Annotated in this window: 20 protein-coding genes; 15 read left to right on the top strand and 5 right to left on the bottom strand. The window is 73.2% G+C overall.

Annotated elements, in window-relative coordinates; translation table 11 throughout:
* Window positions 1–42: 42 nt before the first annotated feature.
* The 9 genes from dapA (at window position 43) to QQS41_RS01580 (ending at window position 11,643) form a co-directional block, all read left to right on the top strand.
* A complete protein-coding gene (gene dapA, locus QQS41_RS01620; protein ID WP_448850954.1) occupies window positions 43–948 on the top strand; it encodes a 4-hydroxy-tetrahydrodipicolinate synthase in 906 nt (301 codons plus the stop codon).
* On the top strand, window positions 949–3,144 hold the full coding sequence (locus QQS41_RS01615; RefSeq protein WP_448850953.1) for a ribonuclease J: 2,196 nt from the start codon (window positions 949–951) through the stop codon (window positions 3,142–3,144).
* A 74-nt stretch (window positions 3,145–3,218) separates the two neighbouring features.
* Window positions 3,219–3,836 carry a TIGR03085 family metal-binding protein gene (locus tag QQS41_RS01610; protein ID WP_448850952.1) on the top strand — a complete coding sequence of 206 codons (618 nt, stop codon included), beginning with the start codon at window positions 3,219–3,221 and terminating at the stop codon, window positions 3,834–3,836.
* A gap of 179 nt (window positions 3,837–4,015) precedes the next feature.
* On the top strand, window positions 4,016–7,525 hold the full coding sequence (locus tag QQS41_RS01605; protein ID WP_448850951.1) for a DNA translocase FtsK: 3,510 nt from the start codon (window positions 4,016–4,018) through the stop codon (window positions 7,523–7,525).
* Between the two features lie 383 nt (window positions 7,526–7,908).
* Window positions 7,909–9,093 (top strand): TerC family protein, encoded by a 1,185-nt coding sequence (locus tag QQS41_RS01600; protein WP_448850950.1) that lies wholly within the window; start codon window positions 7,909–7,911, stop codon window positions 9,091–9,093.
* Between the two features lie 9 nt (window positions 9,094–9,102).
* Entirely contained in the window at window positions 9,103–9,660 is a 558-nt protein-coding gene (pgsA, locus tag QQS41_RS01595) for a CDP-diacylglycerol--glycerol-3-phosphate 3-phosphatidyltransferase (RefSeq protein ID WP_448850949.1), read from the top strand.
* A gap of 91 nt (window positions 9,661–9,751) precedes the next feature.
* A complete protein-coding gene (locus QQS41_RS01590) occupies window positions 9,752–10,225 on the top strand; it encodes a CinA family protein (RefSeq protein ID WP_448851935.1) in 474 nt (157 codons plus the stop codon).
* Between the two features lie 134 nt (window positions 10,226–10,359).
* On the top strand, window positions 10,360–10,683 hold the full coding sequence (locus tag QQS41_RS01585) for a helix-turn-helix domain-containing protein (RefSeq protein ID WP_448851934.1): 324 nt from the start codon (window positions 10,360–10,362) through the stop codon (window positions 10,681–10,683).
* A gap of 126 nt (window positions 10,684–10,809) precedes the next feature.
* A complete protein-coding gene (locus QQS41_RS01580) occupies window positions 10,810–11,643 on the top strand; it encodes a PspA/IM30 family protein (RefSeq protein WP_448850948.1) in 834 nt (277 codons plus the stop codon).
* Window positions 11,644–11,779: 136 nt separating this feature from the next.
* Here the strand turns inward: QQS41_RS01580 and QQS41_RS01575 are convergent, their stop codons facing one another.
* Genes QQS41_RS01575 through QQS41_RS01560 form a run of 4 tightly spaced genes read right to left on the bottom strand, consistent with a single transcriptional unit; the run spans window position 11,780 to window position 14,577 of the window.
* A complete protein-coding gene (locus QQS41_RS01575) occupies window positions 11,780–12,400 on the bottom strand; it encodes an energy-coupling factor transporter transmembrane component T family protein (RefSeq protein WP_448850947.1) in 621 nt (206 codons plus the stop codon).
* A gap of 1 nt (window position 12,401) precedes the next feature.
* Window positions 12,402–13,112 (bottom strand): energy-coupling factor ABC transporter ATP-binding protein, encoded by a 711-nt coding sequence (locus tag QQS41_RS01570; protein WP_448850946.1) that lies wholly within the window; start codon window positions 13,110–13,112, stop codon window positions 12,402–12,404.
* Between the two features lie 10 nt (window positions 13,113–13,122).
* Window positions 13,123–13,764: a biotin transporter BioY gene (locus QQS41_RS01565; RefSeq protein WP_448850945.1), complete on the bottom strand. Its 642-nt coding sequence runs from the start codon at window positions 13,762–13,764 to the stop codon at window positions 13,123–13,125.
* Window positions 13,765–13,821: 57 nt separating this feature from the next.
* Complete coding sequence (locus QQS41_RS01560; protein WP_448850944.1) at window positions 13,822–14,577, bottom strand: hypothetical protein; 756 nt, start codon at window positions 14,575–14,577, stop codon at window positions 13,822–13,824.
* A 143-nt stretch (window positions 14,578–14,720) separates the two neighbouring features.
* Here QQS41_RS01560 and QQS41_RS01555 point away from each other — a divergent pair, with 143 nt between their 5' ends.
* The 5 genes from QQS41_RS01555 to QQS41_RS01535 all read left to right on the top strand — a co-directional run bounded on the left by QQS41_RS01555 (window position 14,721) and on the right by QQS41_RS01535 (window position 19,599).
* A complete protein-coding gene (locus tag QQS41_RS01555; protein ID WP_448850943.1) occupies window positions 14,721–14,954 on the top strand; it encodes a DUF3046 domain-containing protein in 234 nt (77 codons plus the stop codon).
* A 281-nt stretch (window positions 14,955–15,235) separates the two neighbouring features.
* Complete coding sequence (gene recA, locus QQS41_RS01550) at window positions 15,236–16,342, top strand: recombinase RecA (protein ID WP_448850942.1); 1,107 nt, start codon at window positions 15,236–15,238, stop codon at window positions 16,340–16,342.
* Between the two features lie 3 nt (window positions 16,343–16,345).
* Window positions 16,346–17,077, top strand: a complete 732-nt coding sequence (locus QQS41_RS01545; RefSeq protein ID WP_448850941.1) for a regulatory protein RecX — start codon at window positions 16,346–16,348, stop codon at window positions 17,075–17,077.
* Between the two features lie 223 nt (window positions 17,078–17,300).
* Window positions 17,301–18,821 carry a tRNA (N6-isopentenyl adenosine(37)-C2)-methylthiotransferase MiaB gene (gene miaB, locus QQS41_RS01540; protein ID WP_448851933.1) on the top strand — a complete coding sequence of 507 codons (1,521 nt, stop codon included), beginning with the start codon at window positions 17,301–17,303 and terminating at the stop codon, window positions 18,819–18,821.
* Window positions 18,814–19,599 (top strand): Rv2732c family membrane protein, encoded by a 786-nt coding sequence (locus QQS41_RS01535; protein WP_448850940.1) that lies wholly within the window; start codon window positions 18,814–18,816, stop codon window positions 19,597–19,599. Before miaB ends, QQS41_RS01535 begins: the two co-directional genes overlap by 8 nt.
* A gap of 81 nt (window positions 19,600–19,680) precedes the next feature.
* Here QQS41_RS01535 and QQS41_RS01530 read toward each other — a convergent pair whose 3' ends face one another.
* Window positions 19,681–21,015, bottom strand: coding sequence for a DUF349 domain-containing protein (locus QQS41_RS01530; RefSeq protein WP_448850939.1), 1,335 nt, complete (start codon window positions 21,013–21,015; stop codon window positions 19,681–19,683).
* Window positions 21,016–21,174: 159 nt separating this feature from the next.
* Here QQS41_RS01530 and QQS41_RS01525 point away from each other — a divergent pair, with 159 nt between their 5' ends.
* On the top strand, window positions 21,175–21,849 hold the full coding sequence (locus QQS41_RS01525) for a hypothetical protein (RefSeq protein WP_448850938.1): 675 nt from the start codon (window positions 21,175–21,177) through the stop codon (window positions 21,847–21,849).
* Window positions 21,850–21,899 lie beyond the last annotated feature (50 nt).

The following is a 21,899-nucleotide window of genomic DNA, read 5'->3' as shown; positions in this document are numbered from 1 at the left end:
CGCCGCCCGGCGGCCCCGACGACAAAGGGAAAGCTGAGAATCATGACCACCGGATTCGCATCGACCCGCGGCGCGGAGCACTTCGGCACCGTCGCCGTCGCCATGGTCACCCCGTTCACGGCCGACGGCGCCATCGACGTCGAGGCCGGCGTGAAGCTCGCCGGGCACCTCGTCGACAACGGGATCGACTCGCTCATCCTCGCCGGCACCACCGGCGAGTCGCCGACGACGTCGCGGGAGGAGAAGCTCGAGCTGCTGCGCGCCGTGCGCGCGGAGCTGGGCGACCGCGCGAAGCTCGTCGCGGGCGTCGGCACGTACGACACCGCCGGCTCCGCCGACAACGCGCGCGCCGCGGCGGAGGCGGGCGCCGACTCGCTGCTCGTCGTCACGCCCTACTACTCCAAGCCCAACCAGGAGGGCCTGTACCAGCACTTCACGACGGTGGCGAACGCCACCGACCTGCCGGTCTGCCTCTACGACATCCCGCCGCGCTCGGTCGTCCCGATTGCGACGGAGACGATCCTGCGCCTCGCGGAGCACCCCAACATCCAGGCCGTGAAGGACGCGAAGGGGGATCTCGGCGCCGCTGCGTCTATCATCGAGTCGACATCGCTCGCGTGGTACTCGGGCGACGACCCCCTGAACCTGCCGTGGCTGTCCCTGGGCGCCACCGGCTTCATCTCGGTCGTCGGCCATGCGGCCCCCGCGAAGCTGGCGGAACTCCGCCGGCAGTTCGACGAGGGCGACATCGAGTCCGCCCGCCGCACCCATTCCGCCATGGCCCCGCTGTGGCGCGCCCAGGCGCGCCTGGGCGGCGTGAGCTTCGCCAAGGCAGCCCTGCGCCTGCAGGGCATCGAGACAGGAGATCCCCGCTTGCCGCAGATCGCACCCGATGCGCAGCAGCTGGAAGAGCTGACCGCCGACCTCCGAGAGGTCGGTGCGCTGTAAATGACCGAGAACAGGAACCGCGGGCGCAAGGTCGTCCGCAAGGCCGGCGCGCCGCAGGACGCCGAGGTGGCCCGCAGCGAGGCCCGCGCCAAGGAGGCCCAGGCCGCCGATAACGCGCCGAAGAACGAGGCCCCGAAGAACGACGGCGGCCAGAAGAAGGACGCCCCGAAGAACGAGGGCGGCAAGGGCGGCGGCCGCGGCAACGGCGGCAACCGCAACGGCGGCGGCCGCGGCAACGGCGGCGGCAACCGCAACGCCCGCAACGACAACAGGGGCGGCCGCGGCAACGGCGGCGGCCGGGGCGGCCAGAACAAGGGCGGCGACCGCGGCGGCCGCGGCAACGGCGGCGGCCGCGGCAACGGCGGCGGCAACCGCAACGACAACAAGGGCGGCGGCCGCGACCGCCGCGGCGGCAACCGCCGCAACGTCGTCCAGTCCATGCAGGGCGCGGACCTGACGCGCCGCCTGCCGGAGCCGCCGAAGGCCCCGAAGAACGGCCTGCGCATCGTCGCGCTCGGCGGCATCTCCGAGATCGGCCGCAACATGACGGTCTTCGAGTACAAGGGCCGCCTGCTCATCGTCGACTGCGGCGTGCTGTTCCCGAGCTCCAACGAGCCGGGCGTCGACCTCATCCTCCCGGACTTCAGCTACCTGGAGGACAAGTGGGACCGCGTCGAGGCCCTCGTCGTCACCCACGGCCACGAGGACCACATCGGCGCCATCCCGTGGCTGCTCAAGCAGCGCGCGGACATCCCGGTCGTCGCGTCGAAGTTCACGCTGGCCCTCATCCAGGCGAAGTGCCAGGAGCACCGCCTCCGCCCGAAGGCCGTCGAGGTCAACAAGGACTCCAACGTCCAGTACGGCCCGTTCGACCTGCGGTTCTGGAACGTCAACCACTCGATCCCGGACTGCCTGGGCATCGCGGTGAAGACCGGCGCCGGCCTCGTCGTCCTCACGGGCGACATCAAGCTGGACCAGACCCCGCCGGACGGCGACCCGACGGATCTCCCGGCGCTGTCGCGCCTGGGCGACGAGGGGATCGACCTGTTCATGTGCGACTCCACGAACGCCACCACGCCGGGCCACTCCGGTTCGGAGGCGGATCTGGTGCCGACGATGCGCCGCCTCATCGCGGACGCGAAGCAGCGCGTCATCGTCGCGGCGTTCGCGTCGAACGTCTACCGCGTGCAGGCCGTCATCGACGCCGCCGTCGCCGCGGGCCGCAAGGTCGCGTTCAACGGCCGCTCGATGATCCGCAACATGCGCATCGCCGAGGAGCTGGGCTACCTCCACGCGCCGAAGGGCGCCATCGTGGAGATGAACGAGGCGTCCCGCATGGCCCCGCACAAGGTCGTGCTGGTCACCACGGGCACCCAGGGCGAGCCGATGGCCGCGCTGTCCCGCATGGCGCGCCGCGAGCACCGCCAGATCACCGTCCGCGACGGCGACCTCATCATCCTGAGCTCCTCCCTGGTGCCGGGCAACGAGGAGGCCGTGTTCGGCGTCATCAACATGCTGTCGCAGATCGGCGCGACGGTCATCACGGGCCGCGACGCGAAGGTCCACACCTCGGGCCACGGCTACTCCGGCGAGCTGCTCTTCCTGTACAACGCGGCCCGCCCGTCCAACGCCATGCCGATGCACGGCGAGTGGCGCCACCTGCGCGCCAACAAGCAGCTGGCCATCTCCACCGGCGTCCGCGAGGACCACGTGGTGCTGGCGCAGAACGGCGTCGTCGTCGACCTGGTCGACGGCAAGGCGTCGGTCGTGGGCCAGATCCCGGTCGGCAACCTGTACGTCGACGGCGTGACCATGGGCGACGTCGACGCGGACGTGCTGGCGGATCGCGCCGAGATGTCCTCGGGCGGCCTCATCACCGTCACCGCGGTCATCGACAACCGCACGGGCCGTCCGCTGGAGAAGCCCCGCGCCCAGGCCCGCGGCTTCTCCGACGACGTCAAGGAGGTCCTGGCGGAGGTCGAGAAGATCGTCGACGACACGATGTTCGACCTGGCCGGTTCGGGCGAGAACAACCCGTACCGCATGGCGCAGGAGGCCCGCCGCCGGGCGGAGAAGCACATCAACTCCAAGTGGCGCCGTGAGCCGATGGTCGTCCCGACCATCGTCCCGATGTCGTCCGAGGCCGCGGGCGTCGTCTCCGACGACGACGTCGCGGGCTCCCGCGAGTCCCTGTAGGGGAGCACGCGTCCGGCGCACGGCCGGCGTCCGCCATCGCGGCGGGCGCCGGCCGCCGTCGTTACGCTGGGGGCATGAGCTTCACCGACACCGAACGCGCCGCCCTGGCCGACCTGCTGCACCGCGTCGGCCCCGATCATCCGACCCTGTGCGGGGACTGGACCACCCGGGACCTCGCCGTCCACCTCGTCGTCCGGGAGAACCGGCCGGACGCGGCCGCCGGCATGTTCGTCGGCGCGCTGGGATCGCACCTGGAGAAGGTGTCCGCGGAGTACGAGGCGATGGACTACGACGAGCTCGTCGACAAGTGGGCGGCGGGCGCCCCGAAGTGGAGCCCGTTCGGGTTCGGCGACAAGTGGCTGAACGCGGCGGAGAACTTCGTGCACCACGAGGACGTGCGCCGCGCGGGGGAGGGGTGGGACGTCCGCCCGATGAGCCCGGGCGGCGTCCGCGCGCTGTGGAAGGTCCTCGAGCTGCTGGGCCCGCGCATGCTGAAGAAGTCGCGGGCGACGGTCGTGCTGCAGCGCCCGGACGGGGTGGCGATCACGCCGGTGGATCGCGGGTACGAGGGCGCGCCCGTCGTCACGGTCCGCGGCGACGCGGGCGAGCTGGTGCTGTGGCTCTACGGCCGCGACGTCGCGAAGGTGGAGATCGACGGCGACGCGGCCGCCGTCGAGCGCCTGTCGCTGTAGCGGGTTCCGCGGTGCGCGGTCCCCGCGGTGTCGCCGGGTGGTCCCGCCCCGTCGCGTGACGACGGGTGCCGCGCCGCGTCGTCGGCTCCCGCCCGCATCGTGGCCGGTCGCCGTGGGGCGCCGCGACACGGGAGTTACAGATGTGAAAGAAGGGGCGCCTAACGGTTATTGTGGTGGGCATGTCCGCCACGAGCCGAACCAGGATCGCCGACGCCCGCACCGACCGACGTGCGGGCGGCCGCCCCTCCGCGTCCGGGCCCGGCGGCCGCCGCCCGAGCCGGGCGACGCGGCCGCGCAGCACGCGCCGCGCGCAGGCGCCGCAGTACGACGACGGATTCGAGCGCACCGGCAGCGCCGTGCGCGCCGTCGGCTCGGGTCTCGCCGGCGCCTGGGGGCAGACGGCCCGCGGCGTCGCGGGGCTGACGCGCCGCATCGCCGGCCGGGGCGGCTCCCGCCGGCGCGGCGACGTCCGCGGCGGGGGCCTAGACGACGGCCGCGGCTACGGCGACGAGGACTTCGCGCCCCGCGCCGACGACGTGAACGAGTACGACGGTCAAGCGGAAGGGGTTGACGTGGGCGAGGAGCGACGTGACCGTTCCCGCGGTCGCCGGCGCGGCCGCGGCGGCGCCGTCGCGCGCTACTTCGGCTTCGGCCCCGGCGGCGGCCGCACCGGCGACTCCGGCGCGGCCGGCGGCGATCCCGCCGAGTCCGGCGCCGCCCGCCCCGCCGGCGGGGGAGAGCCCGGCGCCCACGACGGCGCCGCGCTGCTGCTCTTCGCCATCGCCCTGGTCCTCGCCGGCTCGACGTGGTTCTCCATCGCCGGGCCCGTCGGCTCCCTTATCGAGGCCGCGGTGCGCACCATCATCGGCCTCGGCGCCTTCGTGCTGCCGCTGGTGCTGGCCGGCTGCGCCGTCGCGATGATGATCGGGGCGACCCCGCCGCGCGAGCGCGCGGGCACCACCGCCCTCGGCGCGGGCCTCATCATCGTGGGCCTGCTCGCCATCGTGCACATCGGCTCCGGCGGCCCGATCCGCTGGGCGGAGCGCCGCGAGGCCGGCGGCGCCATCGGCGCCTGGATCGGCAGCCCGCTCGCCGCGGGCTTCACCGGCGGCTTCGCCATCGTGCTGCTGCTCGGCGTCGTGTTCTACGGTGCCCTGGTCCTCGCGGGCACCACCGTCCGCGAGCTCGTCGACGCGATCCGCGGGGCCCTCGACGGCCGCCGCGCCGCGCGCGAGGAGGACTTCGCGGAGGAGGACGACGATCCGTACGGCGACGTCGACGGCATCCTCGACGCCCGCTCCCGCGGGGAGGACGCCGGCTACGCGGGCCGCCGCTCCCGCCCGCGCCGCGCTGCCGCCGAGGCCGACGGCGGCGCCGCCGAGCCGTGGGCGGAGGAGGGCGCCGACGCCGACCTCGGCGACGACGCCCCCACCCGCGCCGTGCGCCGCCCGGCCCGCACCCGCACCGGCGACACCGACCTGCACGCCCTTGTCGACGGTCCGGTCCGCGGCACGCCGATGGAGAACTACCCCGTCGACGGCGACGCGCACCAGGAGGAGCTGGACTACGGCGCGGCCGCCGCGGACGACGCCCCGACCCGCCCGCGCCGCGCCCGCCGCACCGCCGGCCGACGCCACGATGACCGCGGCGCCCGCGACGCCGGCCGCGACGACACCGTCGTGCTCGGCTCCCGCGGCCGCGGCGGCCTGCCCGCCCTCGGCGACCCGGTGCCGGACGACGCCTCCGCGCTCGACGGCTACGACGACTACGACGCGGCGGACACGTACGACGCCCAGGACGCCGTCGACGCGTACGACGCCCCGGAGGAGGCCCCGGCCCCGCGCCGCCGCCCGTCCGCCGCGTCCCGCCCGTCCGCCGCGTCCCGCCCGGTCCCGCGGACCCGCCGCCCGCAGGCCCCGCAGGCCCCGGCGCAGGACGCCCCCGACGCCGCCGACGAGGGCGACATCGCCGACGCCGCCGACGGGGCATCGGCCTCCGCCGGCGCCCGCGACGACGTCCCCGCCTCCGTCCGGAAGCAGATGGACGCCATCGCCGCGCGCTCGGGCATCGACGCGTCCGCCGTCCCGGCCTCGACCCCGAAGTCGGAGCTGGAGAAGGATGTGCCGCCGCAGGCGCCGGCGGTCCAGTCGACCCCGGACTACGTCCTGCCGCCGACGGAGCTGCTCGTCGCCGGCGAGGCGCCGAAGACCCGCACGACCGCCAACGACCGGATGATCGAGGCGATCACCGACGTGTTCGACGAGTTCAACGTCGACGCGGCGGTGACCGGCTTCTCGCGCGGCCCGACGGTCACGCGCTACGAGGTCGAGCTCGGCCCGGGCGTGAAGGTCTCCAAGATCACCAACCTGCAGTCCAACATCGCCTACGCGGCGGCGACGGACAACGTCCGCCTGCTCACGCCCATCCCGGGCAAGTCGGCCGTCGGCATCGAGGTGCCGAACAACGACCGCGAGATGGTGCGCCTGGCCGACGTGCTGGAGGCGCCGAAGACGCTGGCGGACCCGGACCCGATGCTCATCGGCCTGGGCAAGGACATCGAGGGCGAGTTCGTCGCGCATTCGGTGCAGAAGATGCCGCACCTGCTGGTGGCGGGCTCGACGGGCTCCGGCAAGTCGGCGTTCGTGAACTCGATGCTGGTGTCGCTGCTGACGCGCGCGACGCCGGAGGACGTCCGCCTCATCCTCGTCGACCCGAAGATGGTGGAGCTGACGCCGTACGAGGGCATCCCGCACCTCATCACGCCGATCATCACCCAGCCGAAGAAGGCGGCCGCCGCGCTGCAGTGGCTGGTGGAGGAGATGGAGCAGCGCTACCTGGACATGAAGTCCGCGCGCGTGCGCCACATCAAGGACTTCAACCGCAAGGTCAAGTCCGGTGACCTCGTCGCGCCCCCGGGCAGCGAGCGGGAGTACCAGCCGTACCCGTACATCATCTGCGTCGTCGACGAGCTCGCCGACCTGATGATGACGGCGCCGCGCGACATCGAGGACGCCATCGTCCGCATCACCCAGAAGGCGCGCGCGGCGGGCATCCACCTGGTGCTGGCGACGCAGCGCCCGTCCGTCGACGTCGTCACGGGCCTCATCAAGACGAACGTGCCGTCGCGGCTGGCGTTCGCGACGTCGTCGCTGACGGACTCCCGCGTCATCCTGGACCAGGCGGGCGCGGAGAAGCTCATCGGCATGGGCGACGGCCTGTTCATCCCGCAGGGCGCCGGCAAGCCGCGCCGCATCCAGGGCGCGTTCGTCACGGACGAGGAGATCCAGGCGGTCGTCGACGCGTGCAAGGAGCAGGCGGAGCCGCACTACGCCGAGGGCGTGACGGAGGACAAGGCCGAGGAGGCCAAGAAGCAGATCGACCCGGACATCGGCGACGATCTGGAGGACCTCCTGCAGGCGGTGGAGCTGGTGGTCACCAGCCAGTTCGGCTCGACGTCGATGCTGCAGCGCAAGCTGCGCGTCGGCTTCGCGAAGGCCGGCCGCCTCATGGACCTCATGGAGACCCGCGGCATCGTCGGCCCGTCGGAGGGCTCGAAGGCCCGCGAGGTGCTGGTCAAGCCCGAGGAGCTGGACACCATCCTGTGGATGCTCAAGGGCGCCGACCCCGCCGACGCCCCCAAGGAGGACACGGAGGTCGTGGACGCCGATCCCGCCGACGGCGTCGTGTAGCCCCCGCGTGACGACGGCCCCCGCCCAGCGCCCGCACCGGGCGCCGGGCGGGGGCCGTCGTCACGCCCGGGGTGCGGCGACCCCGCACTCGCGCCGGCGACCCGGGCCCCGTGCATGCGGGGCCCGTCGTCACGCGAAAAGCGGGAGGGGGAGGGGCGCGCGACGCGCGCTGCGACCCGCGGCGGCGCGCTCCGGGATGCGCCCGGGCCCACCCCGGGGTGTAGAGTGGCGGGGCAATGGAGGGGAGTATCCCCGGCACATCCACCGCGGCGGACGTCGTCAGCACGGGCACGGGCCCCGGCGCCGCCATCTCGCGCAGCACGCGCGGGCGGGAGAGACCTCCGGTTCATCGTCTACTGATCCACCGGAGGACCTGCCCCGTCATGCATGTGCCCGTTTGGGTGTGGGCCATCACGATCCTGGTCGTGATCGGCTTCATCGCCTTCGACTTCTTCGCCCACGTCCGCACGCCCCACGAGCCCACGCTCAAGGAAGCCGGCGGCTGGACCGCCTTCTACGTCGTCCTCGCGCTGCTGTTCGGCGCGTTCATCTGGCTGTTCTGGGACCACCACCGCGGCGTGGAGTTCCTGTCCGGCTACGTGACGGAGAAGGCGCTGTCGGTCGACAACCTCTTCGTCTTCGCGCTCATCATCGGCGCCTTCCAGATCCCGCGGAAGTACCAGCAGAAGGTGCTGCTGTTCGGCATCGCCATGGCCCTGGTGTTCCGCACCATCTTCATCCTGCTCGGCGCCGCCGTCATCTCCGCCTGGTCGGACGTCTTCTACCTGTTCGCCATCTTCCTGCTGTGGACCGCCATCAAGACGGTCTGGGACGAGATCGCCGACAAGCCGGAGACCGACCCCAACGACATGCGCATCATCAAGTGGCTCCGGAAGATCGTCCCGATCTCCGCGGAGTACGACCGCGACCGCATGACCACCAAGGTCTCCGGCAAGCGCATGCTGACCCCGCTGGCCATCTCCCTCGTCGCCATCGGCTTCGTCGACCTGATGTTCGCGTTCGACTCCATCCCCGCCATCTACGGCCTGACGGACGAGGCGTACATCGTCTTCACCGCCAACGCCCTGGCCCTGATGGGCCTGCGCCAGATGTACTTCCTGCTCGACGGCCTGCTCGACCGCCTGGTCTACCTGGCCTACGGCCTCGGCATCATCCTGGCGTTCATCGGCGTCAAGCTGTTCCTGCACGCCCTGCACGAGAACAACCTGCCGTTCATCAACGGCGGCGAGAACGTCAAGGTCCCGGAGATCTCCACCTGGACCTCGCTGGCCGTCATCGTCGGCGTCCTGGTCATCACCGTCGCCGCGTCCTGGCTGAAGAACAAGCGCGACGAGGCCCAGGGCGGCGTCGCCCCGAAGCGCTGGGACGGCGAGGGCCCGCACCCGGCCGAGCTGGCCAACTGGCGCCCGGGCGACGACGCCGAGCGCGCCGGCGCCGCCACCGCCGTCACCGCCGCGGATCTCGACGCCGAGGCGCGCGACGCCGCGGAGGGCCGCGGCGAGGGCTCCGGCTCCGGCTCGCACGGCGACGGCGGCTCCCACGGGTAGGCTGGTGACGTGAGCACCTCCTCGACGGCCCCGTCCAACTGGAACCTGCCGAACGTCCTGACGACGCTGCGCATCGTCTTCGTCCCGGTCTTCCTGTGGGTGCTGCTCCACGACGGGGGCACCGACGACGCCTGGCGCTGGTGGGCCCTGCTCATCTTCGCGGTCCTCATGTTCACCGACCGCGTCGACGGGCAGATCGCCCGCAAGCACGGCTTCATCACCGACTTCGGCAAGATCGCCGACCCCATCGCCGACAAGTTCCTCATGATCGGCGCGCTGGTCGGCCTCAACATCATCGGCGCCCTGCCGGTGTGGGTCACCGTCGTCATCGTCGTCCGCGAGCTGGGCATCACCCTGTGGCGCATGGTCCTGCTCAAGGGCGGCAAGGTCGTGCCGGCCTCGAAGGGCGGCAAGCTGAAGACCGTCCTGCAGACGCTGGCCGTCGCCCTGTTCATCGTCCCGTGGGCCTGGATGCACTGGCCCGCGTGGATCGTGATGGGCTTCGCCATCATCGTCACCGTCCTCACCGGCGTCCAGTACCTGCTGGACTCCCGCAGGGCGGCGTAGCGCCGTGGGCGCGGGGGAGCGGGCCGCGGAGCGCGCCGACGGCGCGCTCTCCGGCGCCCGCGCCACCGCGGCGGGGGACGTCGTCACGCTCGTGCACGGCTTCGCCGCCCGCGGCCTGACCCTCGCCTGCGCCGAATCCCTCACCGCCGGGCTCCTCGCGGCCACCGTCGCCGACGTGCCCGGCGCCTCCGCCGTCCTGCGCGGCGGATTCGTCGCCTACGCCACCGACCTCAAGGAGAGTCTCGCCGGCGTTCGGCGGGCTGTCCTCGACGCCCACGGGCCCGTGGCGGAGGAGACCGCCCGCGAACTCGCCGCCGGCGCCCGCGATCGCTGCGGCGCCGACTGGGGCGTCGGACTCACCGGCGTCGCCGGCCCCGACCCGCAGGACGGGCATCCCGTCGGCGAGGTGTGGTGCGGCCTGGCCGGCCCCGACGGCTCGTCGTGCGCGGAGCCCCGCGCGACGCGGCTGCGCATCGACCCGGAACTCGGCCGCCGCGGCATCCGGGAGGCCGCCGTCGCCGCCGCCGTCGCGGAACTTCTCGCGGCGGCCCTTCCCGACCGCTAGGCTGTCCCCACCGCACCGGCCCCGCGCCGGAGCCCCGCCCGACCCAGCCGGCCCCGACGACCGACCACGATCCCGGGAATGAGGGAACAAACGCGCCTCCGCGCGCGTTGAACCGAACGATGACGAACACCACGATGACGCTCACCGCCGAACGACCCGCCGGCGCCGCCCTCGACGCGGCGCCCGCACCGGGCCGCGAGCCGCTGCTGCGGGAGGCCCTGGGGGAGACCCTCCGGGACGTCCGCACGCGCGGCGGCATGACGCTGCGGGACGCCGCCGACGCGGCCGCCGTCAGCCCCGGCTACCTCTCCGAGCTGGAGCGGGGGCGCAAGGAGGTCTCCTCGGAGCTCCTCGCCGCCGTGTGCCACGCGCTCGGCGTCACCGTCGCCGACCTCATCATCGAGGCGGCCGGCGCGATGGCGGTCCACGCCGCCGAGCCCGAGCTGGCGGTCATGTAGCTCGGCATCCCCTCCGCGGCCCGCGCGGCGGACCCCGGGGAGGGTCTGCGGCGCGCGTTCGCCGCGGGTACTGTTGGACGGCGGGCAGGAGCCCCGCACACCACCCAGGAAGGCAACCGGAAGAACATGGCTAACCCCTTCGCGAAGCTCTGGAACTACCTGATGGCGAAGTTCGACTCGACCATCGAGGAGAACGCGGATCCGAAGGTCCAGATCCAGCAGGCCATCGAGGACGCGCAGCGCCAGCACCAGGAGCTGTCGCAGCAGGCCGCCGCCGTGATCGGCAACCAGCGCCAGCTGGAGATGCGGCTGAACCGCCAGCTCGCCGAGATCGAGAAGCTGCAGGGCAACACCCGCCAGGCGCTCCAGCTGGCCGACAAGGCCCGCGCCGAGGGCGACGAGGCGAAGGCCGTGGAGTACGAGAACGCCGCGGAGGCGTTCGCCGCGCAGCTCGTCACCGCGGAGCAGTCGGTGGAGGACCTCAAGGGCCTGCACGACCAGTCCCTGCAGCAGGCCGCGCAGGCGAAGAAGGCCGTGGAGCGCAACTCCATGGCGCTGCAACAGAAGGTCGCCGAGCGCACCAAGCTGCTGTCCCAGCTGGAGCAGGCGAAGATGCAGGAGAAGGTCTCCGAGTCCCTGCAGTCGATGAACCAGCTGTCCTCCGGCAACACCCCGAACCTCGACCAGGTGCGCGACAAGATCGAGCGCCGCTACGCCAACGCTCTCGGCCAGGCCGAGCTGGCGCAGAACTCCGTCCAGGGCCGCATGGCCGAGGTGGAGCAGGCGTCCGTTCAGCTCGCCGGCCACTCCCGCCTGGAGCAGATCCGCTCCGAGATGAAGGGCGGCAACCAGCTGACCTCCGGCCAGGGCGCGCAGAACCAGCTCCCGGCCGGCGGTGCCCAGGGCTCCGCGGCCGAGGACGACGTGCAGGCGAAGCTCCGCGAGCTCCGCGGCCAGTAGAACCGGCACGCGCCTGCGCCGGTTCTCCCGGCGCCCGCGCCGCGTACGCGTGACGACGGCCCCCGCCCCCGCATCAAGCGGGCCCGCGGGGGCCGTCGTCGTTTCGTGCGGGCCGGCGGGGCCGTCGTCGTCCGCCTCAGTCGTCGCCGACGCCGCGGGCGATGAGCGCGTCGGCCATCGCCTGCGAGCGGCGGACGGTGCGGATGACCACCGGAACCCCGAAGGCCGCCGGCGAGGCGCCGCCGCCGCGTGCCCGGCGGGCGTCGAGCGCCTCCTCCACGGCCTTGACCTGCAGCGGGATGAGCCGCAGCGTCAGCGACATGGCCAGGGAGATCGTCGCCACGGGCACCCCGAACCTGGCCAGAGGCGCCAGGAGGCGGTCGAAGGCGTCCATGAGGTCGGAGACGCGCGTCGTCAGCGTGATGAGCGTGGCCGCGATGACGCACGCGAGCACCGACAGGAACATCACGCCGGCCTCGTGCCAGCCGACGGTGAACCCCTGGATGACGGCGATGAACGCCAGGAGCGGGACGGCGCCGAACATCTGCCAGGCGGCGGTGCGCTGCGGGATGCGGCCGACGACGTAGCCGAGCGCCGCCACCGCCAGCGCCGCTGCGGCGAGGGGGAGGGTGCCGGCGAGGAACGTCGTCGCGATGATGAACGCGACGACGCCGCCGAGCTTCGCCATCGCGGGCGCCCGGTGCAGCGGCGAGTCCGCGTGGACGTAGACGGACAGCGGGATGGGCAGGCGGGCCACGTCAGGCCGCCCCGCCCGCGCCCGGCCCGTCGCCGCCCATGCGCCGCACGTAGGCGGGGATGACGTCCTCCGGCGCGCCGTCGTCGACGATGCGCCCGCCCTCGACGCAGAGGACGCGGTCGAAGCCGTCGAGGAAGTCGAGGTCGTGGGTGACCACGATGAGCTGCTGGTCGAGGTCGTCGAAGACGCGGCGCAGCGCCCGGCGGTTGCGCAGGTCGAGCAGCGTCGTCGGCTCGTCGGCGATGATGAGGTCCGGCTCCAGCACGAGCACCGACGTCAGAGCGAGGAGCTGCTTCTGCCCGCCGGACAGGTCGTGCGGGGAGTCGTCGGCGTGGCCGGCGAGCCCCACGCGCGCGAGCGCCGCGTCCACGAGGGGGCCGCGGTCGCGCGCGGGGACCTTGCGCAGCCGGAGGGAGAACGCGACGTCCTCGGCGACCGTCGGCATGACGATCTGGTTGTCGGCGTCGGAGAACACGAATCCGACGTGGCGGCGCACCGCCTTCCCGTTCTTCGCCGGGTCGACGCCGTCGACGGTGACGCGGCCGGCGGTGGCGTCGCCGAGTCCGTTGATGAGCCGCACGAGCGTCGACTTGCCGCCGCCGTTGGGGCCGATGACGCCGATGCGGCGTTCGGTCAGTTCGGCGGTGACGGGGCCGAGGGCGCGGCGGGCGCCGAAGTCGCAGCAGGCGTCCTCGAATCGGATGACGGGCACGGCGTCGAGGTTACGCGGACGCGCCGGCGGCGCCGGTGGTGCCCGCCGTGCCCGCCACGGCCGCGTCCGACTCCGCGACGCCCGCCCGCTTGACGGCCTTGTTCCCGCGCAGCGACGGGATGGCGCGCAGCACCGGGGCGGCGATGACCGCGGCGATGACGACCTTGACGACGTCGCCGAGGATGAACGCCGCGTTGGAGGCGACGGCGGCCGGGAACTCCATGCCGTTGACGATGACGAGGCCGACGGAGCCGCACAGGTACTGGAACATGACGCCGATGATGCCGGCGACGATGAACAGGCCGATCTGGGCGACGGTGTTGCGGGGCCGGTACATGGTCAGCAGGCCGACGACGAGGGCGGTGACGATGTAGCCGACGAGGTAGCCGACGGTCGGGCCGGGCAGCGCCGACAGGGTGGTGCGGAAGCCGGCGAGGTTGGGGACGCCGACGAGGCCGACGGCGAGGAAGAGGATGACGCACAGGGTGCCGCGCTTCCAGCCGAGGAGGAGCCCGACGAGCACCATGCCCATGTTCTGGAGGACGATGGGCACGCCCAGGCCGCCGATGGGGATGGAGACGGCGCCGAGGACGATGATGAGGGCCGCGAACGCCGCGATGAGCACGGCGTCGACGATGGTGTTCTTCTGCATGAGTCCACCCTAACCAGCGGCCCGAACAATGTTCAGGGCCCAAATGCGTGACGACGGTCACCGCCGCGGGCTCGCGCCGCCGGAACCGGCGACGGTGGCGCGGAGCCGCGGCCATGCGCGGAGCGCCAGCCATGCGGCCAGTGCCGAGAGAAGCATGGCCAGGAGCGTGTATCCGGGGTGAACCGCATCGCTGAAATAGTCAGTGAAGGGGATGAACTTGGGACCCGGGATGCCCGGGCTCCAGTCGGAGTCGGACGGCGCCGCGTCGTGGACCTGTTCGCACACGAACCATGCGGCGATTGCCTGCACCACGACCGACGGAACGGTCGCCAACATCAGCGCGATAAGTGCTCCTCCGAAATCTTTGACGGCGATTCGGCCGATGGCGGCGGTCACGATTATGCATGCCGTGAGGACCACACCGTAGGAGATCGCGTTATCGACGTCATAGGGCGCGTAACTGAAGCGGTTCCGAACGAGCAGCATGTTGACAATGACGGCCGTGCCCAGCGCTACTGCTGCGCCCGTCGCGTAGCGCAGGGGAATGATCATTCCGATGACGGTGATCAGGATGACTCGACTCAGCTCCAGCACGAGCAAATCGAGCGGGTTGCCGAAACGCCGCCAATCGAATGCGAAGGGCTCGGGCACGAAATAGATGAGGGTGCCGTAATTGAAGTATCGCGGCGAGAATGCGTAAAACGCGGGGATGAAGAACAGCAGCAGGGCGTAGGCGATGGCCGCGGCGCCCCACCGGAACGACGGGGAGCGGGGCGAATGCCAGGGTGCGGCGGTCGGGGAAGCGTGCGTCACGGGGAACCTTTCTCTGGGCGCGGCCGGCCGGGTCGTGGGCCGGTTGCCGGTACGGCGTCGTTGCCGTCGTTAAGCAGATGCTGCAGAGCGCCCGAATGTTCCCGACGGCGGCGACCCCGCCGCCTGCCTGTACCCTCGGCCCCATGCGTTTGGCGGAGTTTCACCGGTTGGTCAGGGCGGAGTTCGGCGACCAGGTCGGGTCCTGGATGCTGTCCTCGCACGTCCTGGCCGATTTCGGTGCGACGCCGCAGGAGCTCATGGACCGCGGGGGGGACCTCCGCGAGGTCTGGTGGGCGCTGTGTCGCGACAACGACGTGCCGGAGGAGCGCTGGCTCGGCCCCGAGGAGGGTGAGGACTCGTTCCCGGACCGCGCCTGACGGCGGGGAGCCGACGGCGTTCGAACGTCGGCAGGGCGTGCGAAGCGCGCGTCGAACACGCCGCGTCATCCGGTTCGCGTTCGAATCGGTGTTCGGATATGCTGGCGGCGCAACCGCGACGACGTCCGGTCGCGCGATAGAACGTACGGGTGCACCCGGCGGTGCCCCGCCCGCGGCGGGAATGGAACCGCCCGGGCCCCGGTCGCGTCCAACGGGGCGTGAACATCGAGGAACATCCCGGACCGGACGTGGTCGACCGGGACCAGCGGAAGGAGAACGACGTGGCGAAGAAGAAGACGGCGGCGGCCGGAGGCGGCGATCGGCTGAAGGCCCTCGACGTCGCGCTGGCGAACATCGAGAAGGACTTCGGCAAGGGCGCCATCATGCGGCTGGGCGACGAGGAGCGTCCGCCGATCCGCGCGATCTCGTCCGGCAACACCGCCATCAACGTCGCGCTCGGCATCGGCGGCTTCCCGCGGGGCCGCATCGTGGAGATCTACGGCCCGGAGTCGTCGGGTAAGACGACCGTGGCGCTGCACGCCATCGCGGAGGCGCAGAAGTCCGGCGGCATCGCCGCGTTCATCGACGCGGAGCATGCCCTGGACCCGCAGTACGCGGCGAAGCTGGGCGTCGACACGGACAACCTGCTGGTGTCGCAGCCGGACACCGGCGAGCAGGCGCTGGAGATCGCCGACATGCTGATCCGCTCGGGCGCGATCGACATCATCGTCATCGACTCGGTGGCGGCGCTGACGCCGAAGGCGGAGATCGACGGCGAGATGGGCGATTCCCACGTCGGCCTGCAGGCCCGCCTGATGTCGCAGGCGCTGCGCAAGATGGCCGGCGCGCTGTCGCACTCCGGCACCACCGCCATCTTCATCAACCAGCTGCGCGAGAAGATCGGCGTGATGTTCGGCTCCCCGGAGACGACGACGGGCGGCAAGGCCCTGAAGTTCTACGCGTCGGTGCGCTGCGACATCCGCCGCATCCAGACGCTGAAGGAGGGCCAGGACGCCGTCGGCAACCGCACCCGCCTGAAGGTCGTGAAGAACAAGGTGTCGCCGCCGTTCAAGATCGCGGAGTTCGACATCCTCTACGGCGAGGGCATCTCGCGCGAGGGATCGATCCTGGACATGGGCGTCGACAACGGCATCGTGAAGAAGTCGGGCTCGTGGTTCACCTACGAGGGCGATCAGCTGGGCCAGGGCAAGGAGAAGTCCCGCCAGTTCCTCAAGGACAACCCGGACGTGGCCGCGGAGATCGAGGACAAGATCCTGCGCAAGCTGGGCGTCGGCGAGTACGCGAACCAGAAGGACGAGGAGATCGACGCCGACGCGCCGATCGACGTCGTGCCGAACGTCGACTTCGACGACGAGGACGACGAGTAGCCGGTGGCGGACGACGACCGGAGGGAGGGCGCCGCGGGCGTGCGCGACGGCGCCGCCGCGGCGCCCGCCGCCGATCACGGGGTCGCCCGCGCATCGCGTGACGACGTGCCGGGCGACGCCACGGCCGCCGGATCCGCGGCGCCGCCGTCGGACCGGGTGGAGGCGCTGCGCCGCGCCATCGCGGAGATGGCGGACGCCGACGGGTCGGGCCTCGTCGACAAGGCGGCGGAGGAGCGGCGGGCGCCGATCCGCGCCCACGCCCTGCGGCTGCTGGACCAGCGCTCCCGGTCCCGGGAGGAGCTGCGGTCCCGGCTGACGGAGGACCCGGAGCGGGAGCGGGAGGACGTCGACCGCGTCCTCGACGACCTGGAGGCCGCCCACCTCATCGACGACGCGACGTTCGCGTCGGAGTGGGTGCGCCAGCGGGCGGGCCGCCGCGGCAAGTCCCGCCGCGTCCTCGACCGGGAGCTGTCGGCCAAGGGCGTCGCCCCGCACCTGCGGGAGGAGGCGCTGGAGCAGGTCTCCGACGCCGACGAGCACGCCACGGCCGTCGCGCTGGCGGAGAAGAAGGCCCGCACCGTCCGCGCCGTGCCCGCCGACCGGGCCGGCCGCGACAAGGACCTGCGCCGCGTCGTCGGCGTGCTGGCGCGGCGGGGGTTCGGGCAGGCGATGGCGATGGGCATCGCGAAGGAGGCGCTCGACGCCCGCTACGCGGAGCTCGGCGCGGGGGAGTAGCCGGCGCGCCCCGGGGGCGTTCGCCGCTCCCTGCCCGGAGGCCGGCCCGGAGGCCGGGCCCGGTGGCCGGGCCCGCGCGCCGCGGGCGGCCTGCCGGGGCGGGCACCGTCGTCACGCACGCGTGAGCGGGACCGCACGATTGCCGCCGACGTCGGGTCGGCCGTTATCGTGTACACCCGTGACCACACCCACCGACACCGCCACCGAGCCCGCCGCCGGCGCACTGCCCGGCTCCGGCGACGGGCGCACCTACGAGGTCCGCACGTTCGGCTGCCAGATGAACGTCCACGACTCCGAGCGCCTCTCCGGGCTGCTGGAGGACTCGGGCTACAGCCGCGCGGCGGAGGGGGAGCAGGCCGACGTCGTCGTCTTCAACACCTGCGCGGTGCGAGAGAACGCCGACAACCGCCTCTACGGCACCCTCGGCCGCCTCAAGCCCGTCAAGGACGCCCACCCCGGCATGCAGATCGCCGTCGGCGGCTGCATGGCGCAGAAGGACCGCGACGTCGTCGTGAAGAAGGCGCCGTGGGTCGACGTCGTCTTCGGCACCCACAACCTCGGCTCCCTGCCGGCGCTGCTGGAGCGCGCCGCCCACAACGCCGAGGCGCAGGTGGAGATCCGCGAGGCGCTCGAGGAGTTCCCGTCGGTGCTGCCGGCGAAGCGCGAATCCTCCTACGCCGGCTGGGTCAGCGTGTCGGTGGGCTGCAACAACACCTGCACGTTCTGCATCGTGCCCAGCCTGCGCGGCAAGGAGCGCGACCGCCGACCCGGCGACATCCTCGCCGAGGTGCAGGCGCTGGTGGACCAGGGCGTGTCCGAGGTGACGCTGCTCGGCCAGAACGTCAACGCCTACGGCGTGAACTTCGCCGACCCGGAGCTGGAGCGCGACCGCTCCGCCTTCTCGAAGTTGCTGCGCGCGTGCGGCGGCATCGAGGGCCTGGAGCGCGTCCGGTTCACCTCCCCGCACCCGGCGGAGTTCACCGACGACGTCATCGACGCGATGGCGGAGACCCCGAACGTGTGCCACCAGCTGCACATGCCGCTGCAGTCCGGCTCCGACAAGGTGCTGAAGGACATGCGCCGGTCCTACCGGTCGAAGAAGTTCCTCCGCATCCTGGACAAGGTCCGCGAGCGCATGCCCGACGCGGCCATCACCACCGACATCATCGTCGGCTTCCCCGGGGAGACGGAGGAGGACTTCCAGGCGACCCTCGAGGTCGTCGAGCGCGCCCGCTTCACCTCCGCGTTCACGTTCCAGTACTCGCCGCGGCCGGGCACCCCGGCGGCGACGATGGAGGAGCAGGTGCCGCCGGAGGTCGTGAAGGAGCGCTTCGGCCGGCTGATGGAGCTGCAGGAGCGCATCAGCGAGGAGGAGCACGCCAAGCAGGTCGGCCGCACCCTCGAGCTGCTGGTGACCGAGGGCGAGGGCCGCCGCAACGACGAGACGGGCCGCAAGTCGGGCCGCGCCCGCGACGGACGCCTGGTCCACTTCACGGCCGACCGGCCGGGCATCCGCCCGGGCGACTACGTCACGGTCACCGTCACCGGCTCCGCCCCGCACTACCTGCTGGCCGACTCCGGCGTCGCCGATCACCGCCGCACCCGCGCCGGCGACATGTGGGAGGCGGGCAACACGCCCATGACGGCGCCCATCGGCGTGGGGCTAGGCTTGCCGTCGGTGCGGTCGCGCGGACAGGAGCCCGCGCCCGCGACGTCGACCCAGGGAGGATGCGGCTGTGACTGATCGGGCGAAGGACCGGGACGGGGCGGAGGCCCGCGGCGCGGCGGAGGCCGCCGACGGCCTGGCGGAGTACCGCGGGGATCTGCGTCGTGCGGAGCGGAAGGTCGCCGGCACCATCACCATCGGCGGCACGCTGGCGCCGGTGGCGCTGTGCGTCATCCTGCTCGTCGCGACGTACTTCCTGCCCCACTCCGTGGCGGTGCGCGGCTTCGACGTCCTCTTCGACACCGAGACGGCGCGCGCCGCGGCGACGGCCCTGCCGGAGCGCATCCACGCCGTGCTGAAACTGGTGACCATCCTGCTGGTCGTGGCGACGCTGGCGGTGCGCCAGGTCATCCTCGGCTTCGTGACGTGGGTCGTCGGCGGCATCAACATGTGGTACGCCTTCGCCGCCGGCTGGATGCGCCAGTCCCGGCCGGTGGAGGGCCCGGGCGGCGGCATCGCGTTCGGCCTGTGGCTGGCCATCATCGCCTCGGTCGCCCTGTTCATCGCCCTGTGCTTCCTGGTGTTCCGCAAGTCGGCGCTGCAGTCGGCGCTGGCGCTGGCCCGCCGCGACGAGGCCGACTCGGACCCGGTGCTGCGCGCTCAGCAGGTCTACCTGCGCTCGGGCCTCACCCCGCACACCCAGACCGACGTGGAGCTGGTCGACGACCGCCGCGAGGCGTCGCGCCGGCGCCGCGCCGCCCGCCGCGAGCGGGAGGCGCAGGAGGCCGCGCGGGGTGCCGCTGGGCAGGGGGACGCCGCCGCGCGTGACGACGCCCCGGGCGACGCCGGCGCCTGACGCCCGGCGCCGCGCCCGCCCAGGCGGACATGACGACGGCCCCGGCGCCCGCGGCGACCCGCGGGGACGGGGGAGCGGCGGCTACCGGTCCTCGACGGCGTGGCGGGCGGTGTCCGCCCACTCGCGCCACTGCGCGGCCTGCTGCCGGGCCTCCTCGGCCTTCTTCGCCTTGCCCTTCGCGTCGAGCTCCTCGGCCTTCGCCTCGAACTCGCGGGCCCGGTCCTCGAACTGGGCGACGCGGGCCTGGGCCTCCGGGTCGGTGCGGCGCCACTCGGAGTCGGCGGCGTCGGAGACGCGGCGCTCCAGGGCGCCGATGCGGTCCTCGAACTCGCGGACGCGGCCGCGCGGCACGTAGCCGACGGCCTCCCACTCCTCCTGGAGCTTCCGCAGCTCGGCGCGGGCGTGGTCCAGGCCCTTGGCGGGGTCGATGCGCGGGTCGAACTCGGCCAGCAGGGCCTCCTTCTTCTCCGCGTTCGCTTCGTACTCGCGGTCGCGCTCGGCGTTGACGGCCTTGCGGGCGCCGAAGAACGTGTCCTGCGCGCCCTTGAAGCGGGCCCACAGCTTGTCGTCGAGGTCGCGCCCGGCGCGGCCGGCCTGCTTCCACCGCGCCATCAGGTCGCGGTAGGCGGCGGCGGTGGGGCCCCAGTCGGTGGAGTGCTGGATGGCCTCCGCCTCCTCGATGAGCGCCTCCTTCTCCCGGCGGGCCGACGCGCGGCCGCGGTCGAGCTCCGCGAAGTGGGAGCCGCGGCGTCGGTTGAACGCGTCGCGGGCCTTCGCGTAGCGGCGCCACAGCTTGTCGTCGGTGGCGCGGTCGATGCCGCGGATGGTGCGCCACTCCTCCAGGATGGCGCGGATGCGGTCGCCGGCGGCCTTCCAGTCGGTGGAGTTCTCCGCCAGGTCCTCGGCCTCCGCGGCGAGCTTCTCCTTCGCCTCGATGGCCTTCTCCCGGCGGGCGGCCTTGTCGGCCTTCGCCTGTTCGCGGGCGGTGCCGGCGTGGGCGACGACGGCGTCGAGGCGGCGGTCCAGGTCGGCGACGTCGCCGATGACGGCGGCCTCCGGCAGGGTGGCCTTCAGCTGCTCGGCGGTGTCCGCGATGGCCGTGGACTCCTCCGGGTGGGTCTGCAGGCGGGACTCCAGCAGCTCGATCTCGGTCGACAGGTCGTCGTAGCGCGCCCCGTAGTGGGCCAGCGCCTCCTCCGGCGACCCCGCCTGCCACGAGCCGATGGCGCGCTCGCCGTCGCCCTGCTTCACGTAGACCGTGCCGTCGGCGTCCACCCGGCCCCAGTCGGCGGGGTTGGAGCGGCGCCGCGGGGCGGCGGCCGGGCGGGCGGCGCGGGCGCCGGGGCGGGGGCCCGGGCGGGGGCCCGGCTTCGGACCGGGCTTGGGTCCGGGCTTCGGGGTGGGGGTCTTGGACATCTCGTCGACCTTCTTCCGTCGTCGTCGCCGCGCGTCACGGCTGCCTGCCCGCGGCCGGCGCCGCGGATGTACGTCCCCCGATTATCGCACGAACGGCGGCGCGGGGGACGGGCGTTGCCCTCGCGGGTGCCGGGCGCGGCCCGGGTAGCCTGGATCGCCGTGGAGAGGGAACTGGTCATCATGCCCGGCGCGCCGCTGCTGGTGCCGGAGCTCGCCGGCGGCGACGAGGCCGCGGCGCGGCTGCGCGGCGCCGTGACCGGGGTGCTGCGCGGCGTGCTGGAGCGGGCGGGGGCCGCCGGCGCGGGCCGCCCGCTCATCGTGCGCCGCCCGGACGAGCGCTTCGCGACGGGGCGCACCGCCAGCCTCGCGGCCTGGGGCGCCGACGTCCGCGTGGGCGCGGGCAACCACCTGCCGGAGCTGCTGGCCCGGTGGGCGCTGCGCGCCGCCGGGGCCGCCGAGCGCGACTACGCGGGCGCGGAGGCCGTCGCCGTCGCGCCCGACCCGTGGGAGCACGACGGGCCGCTGGTCGTCGTCGCCGACGGGCCGGCGGCGCTCACGGCCCGCGCGCCCCTGACGCTCATCGACGGGGCGTCCGACGTCGACGGCGCCTGCGCGGACATCGCGGCGGGCCGCGTCACGCCGGGCGACGACCCGCTGGCGGCGTTCGGCCCGGCGGCGCTCGACCGGGTGGGCCTCGGCTGCGCCGGGGTGTGGCAGGACCTCGCCCGGTTCGCCGGGGAGATCGCCGGCGAGTCCGGCACCGCCTTCGAGGTCGTGCACCGCGACGCCTCCCACGGCGTCGGCTACCACGTGGCCCGGTGGTCGTGGTGGTGAACGGGGGAGCGAACGCGCCGTCGGAGGCGGCGGCCGGTGCCGAGCCGGCG

Source organism: Corynebacterium sp. 335C (assembly GCF_053525695.1).
Note: the sequence above shows the minus strand (reverse complement) of the source record. Positions and strands in the feature narration are given on the sequence as shown.

Coding starts and splice junctions, on each gene's coding strand:
- QQS41_RS01610 (WP_448850952.1), top strand. CDS start 3,219: ATGAGCTTCACCGACACCGAACGCGCCGCCCTGGCCGACCTGCTGCAC.
- dapA (WP_448850954.1), top strand. CDS start 43: ATGACCACCGGATTCGCATCGACCCGCGGCGCGGAGCACTTCGGCACC.
- QQS41_RS01555 (WP_448850943.1), top strand. CDS start 14,721: ATGCGTTTGGCGGAGTTTCACCGGTTGGTCAGGGCGGAGTTCGGCGAC.
- QQS41_RS01565 (WP_448850945.1), bottom strand. CDS start 13,764: ATGCAGAAGAACACCATCGTCGACGCCGTGCTCATCGCGGCGTTCGCG.
- QQS41_RS01600 (WP_448850950.1), top strand. CDS start 7,909: ATGCATGTGCCCGTTTGGGTGTGGGCCATCACGATCCTGGTCGTGATC.
- QQS41_RS01530 (WP_448850939.1), bottom strand. CDS start 21,015: ATGTCCAAGACCCCCACCCCGAAGCCCGGACCCAAGCCCGGTCCGAAG.
- QQS41_RS01605 (WP_448850951.1), top strand. CDS start 4,016: ATGTCCGCCACGAGCCGAACCAGGATCGCCGACGCCCGCACCGACCGA.
- QQS41_RS01585 (WP_448851934.1), top strand. CDS start 10,360: ATGACGCTCACCGCCGAACGACCCGCCGGCGCCGCCCTCGACGCGGCG.
- QQS41_RS01580 (WP_448850948.1), top strand. CDS start 10,810: ATGGCTAACCCCTTCGCGAAGCTCTGGAACTACCTGATGGCGAAGTTC.
- QQS41_RS01615 (WP_448850953.1), top strand. CDS start 949: ATGACCGAGAACAGGAACCGCGGGCGCAAGGTCGTCCGCAAGGCCGGC.